This is a genomic window from Rhizobacter sp. P2_H2, assembly GCF_056403375.1.
The window spans coordinates 1-2,571 of the sequence record NZ_JBFUFP010000795.1; the positions used below are offsets into that span (position 1 = coordinate 1).

The window sequence follows — 2,571 nt, forward strand, 5'->3', positions numbered from 1 at the left end:
CGGCAGCAACGACCCGGCCTACATCGACCCGGTGTTCGGCATCCACATCACCGGCGGCTCCGGCTCGATCGCGCACTCGTACACGCAGTACCGCGAGCTCGGCGCGCGCACCCGCGCGATGCTGGTGAGCGCCGCCGCGGCGCGCTGGAAGGTCGATGCGGCCACGCTGCGCACGCAGAACGGCGTGGTGATCGGCCCGGGCGGCAAGAAGCTCGGCTATGGCGAACTCGCCGAAGCCGCGATGAAGCAGCCGGTGCCCGAGACCGTCACGCTGAAGGATCCGAAGACCTTCAAGCTGATCGGCCGTGCGACCGGCCGGCTCGACGCGAAGGCCAAGTCCAGCGGCAAGCAGGGCTACGGCATCGACGTGCGCCTGCCCGGCATGCTGACGGCGGTGGTCGCGCACCCGCCGGTGTTCGCGGCGAAGCTGAAGTCGGTGGACGACAGCGCGGCCAAGGCCGTCAAGGGCGTGAAGGCCGTGCTGCGCATCCCGGTGGACCGCGGCGGTGAAGGTGTTGCCGTGGTCGCCGATGGCTACTGGGCCGCCAAGCAGGGTCGCGATGCGCTGAAGCTCGAGTGGGATGCGAGCGGCGTCGAGAAGGTCGACACCGCGGCGCAGCTGGTGCAGTACCGCGAGCTGGCCACCAAGCCGGGCGCGCGCAAGTACGACGCCGATGTCTCGAAGTTCGACGCCGCGCCGCACAAGATCACCGCCGAGTACGTGTTCCCGTACCTCGCGCATGCGCCGATGGAGCCGCTGAACTGCACCGTGCGTGCGGCCGACGGCAAGGTCGAGCTGTGGATGGGCTCGCAGATGCCTGGCCTCGACGGCCTGGCGGCCTCGAAGGTGCTGGGCGTGCCGCCGCAGAACGTGCAGGTGCACGTGCAGATGGCCGGCGGCGGCTTCGGGCGCCGCGCGATCGCGAGCAGCGACTACGTCGTCGAGGCATGCTCGGTGGTGAAGGCGGCGCAGGCGGCCGGCATCCAGGCGCCGATCCGCACGCTGTGGAGCCGCGAGGACGACGTGAAGGGCGGCTACTACCGGCCGATGCACCTGCACACCGCGAAGATCGGCTTCGATGCGCAGGGCAACGTGCTGGCCTGGGACCACGTGATCGTCGGCCAGTCGATCCTCGGCGGCACGCCGTTCGAGCCGATGATGGTGAAGGACGGCATCGACGGCACCGCGGTCGAGGGCATGAAGGAGCCGTATGCGGTGCCGATGCGCCTGACGGTGCACCACCCGAAGCAGAACGTGCCGGTGCTGTGGTGGCGCAGCGTGGGGTCCACGCACACCGCGTTCGCGATGGAGACGCTGGTCGACGAGATCGCCCGCACCACGAAGCAGGATCCGGTGGCCTACCGCATGAAGCTGATGGGCGACGAGCACCCGCGCCACAAGGCGGCATTGCAGCTGGCGGTCGATCGCTCGGGCTACGGCAAGAAGACGCTCGCGCCGGGCCGCGCCTGGGGCGTGGCGGTGCACGAGTCGTTCAACTCGGTGGTGGCCTACGTGGTCGAGGCCTCGGTGAAGGACGGCACGCCGACGCTGCACCGCGCGACGGCCGGCGTGCACTGCAACCTGGTCATCAACCCGAAGACGCTGGAAGCGCAGGTGCAGGGCGGCGCGCTGATGGGCTTGTCGATGTGCCTGCCGGGGGCGGCGATCACGCTGAAGGACGGCGTGGTCGAGCAGAGCAACTTCGGCGATTTCGTGGTGCCGCGCATCACCGACATGCCGCAGATCGAGGTGCACACCGTGCCGAGCGGCGACGCGCCGACCGGCATGGGTGAACCGGGCCTGCCGCCGCTGGCGCCGGCCTTCGCGAACGCGGTGGCCTCGCTGACGGGCAAGCCGATCCGCGAGCTGCCGTTCAAGCTGGCGTGATGTGAGTTGGAGGCCGACGCGCGAGCGCCGGCCTCCTCGCGGAAACCAGGGCTCTGGCGCTCAGGCATGCGCTACCCTCATGCGCCACACGGAGCATGAGATCGCAGACATGAGAAACGGTGAACGGGCGACGGGCGGAAAGCCATCCATAGGCTCATCGACCTCTACGCTGGTCAACGACATCCGAGGCCTGATCACCAGTGCACGCGAGCACGTTGCCACGACGGCCAATGCCACGCTGACCCTGCTGTACTGGCGTATCGGTCATCGCATCCGTACCGAAGTGCTCGGAAGCGCCCGAGCAGGCTACGGAGAGAAGATTGTCGTGACACTGTCACGACAATTGAGCGAGGAGCACGGCTCCAGCTTCAAAGAAAAAAGAACTTGGCTCGGATGATCCAGTTCGCCGACCTGTTTCCGGACGAACAGATTGTCGTGTCACTGATACGAGAATTGAGCTGGTCTCACTTCCTCGTACTCCTGCCATTGAAGGAACCCCTTCAACGCGAGTTCTACGCGGAGATGTGCCGCTCGCAACGATGGGGCGTTCGCACGCTGCGCGAGAAGGTCGGCGGCCTGCTCTACGAGCGCACGGCGCTGTCACGCAAACCGGCCGAGCTGGCACGAATCGAACTCGCTGCCCTCCGCAACGAAGATCTCGTCTCGACCGATCTGGTCTTGCG

The 2,571-nt window shown here is 67.6% G+C and carries 3 protein-coding genes; all 3 read left to right on the forward strand.

All coding sequences use genetic code 11. The features are described from left to right. The coding region (locus AC1D15_RS26420) for a xanthine dehydrogenase family protein molybdopterin-binding subunit (RefSeq protein WP_477828328.1) at positions 1–1,888 on the forward strand (1,888 nt) is incomplete at its 5' end. A 79-nt stretch (positions 1,889–1,967) separates the two neighbouring features. Further along, positions 1,968–2,285 carry a DUF1016 N-terminal domain-containing protein gene (locus AC1D15_RS26425; RefSeq protein WP_477828329.1) on the forward strand — a complete coding sequence of 106 codons (318 nt, stop codon included), beginning with the start codon at positions 1,968–1,970 and terminating at the stop codon, positions 2,283–2,285. Beyond that, on the forward strand, positions 2,282–2,571 hold a 290-nt coding region (locus AC1D15_RS26430; protein ID WP_477828330.1), incomplete at its 3' end, for a DUF1016 N-terminal domain-containing protein. The genes AC1D15_RS26425 and AC1D15_RS26430, both read left to right, overlap by 4 nt.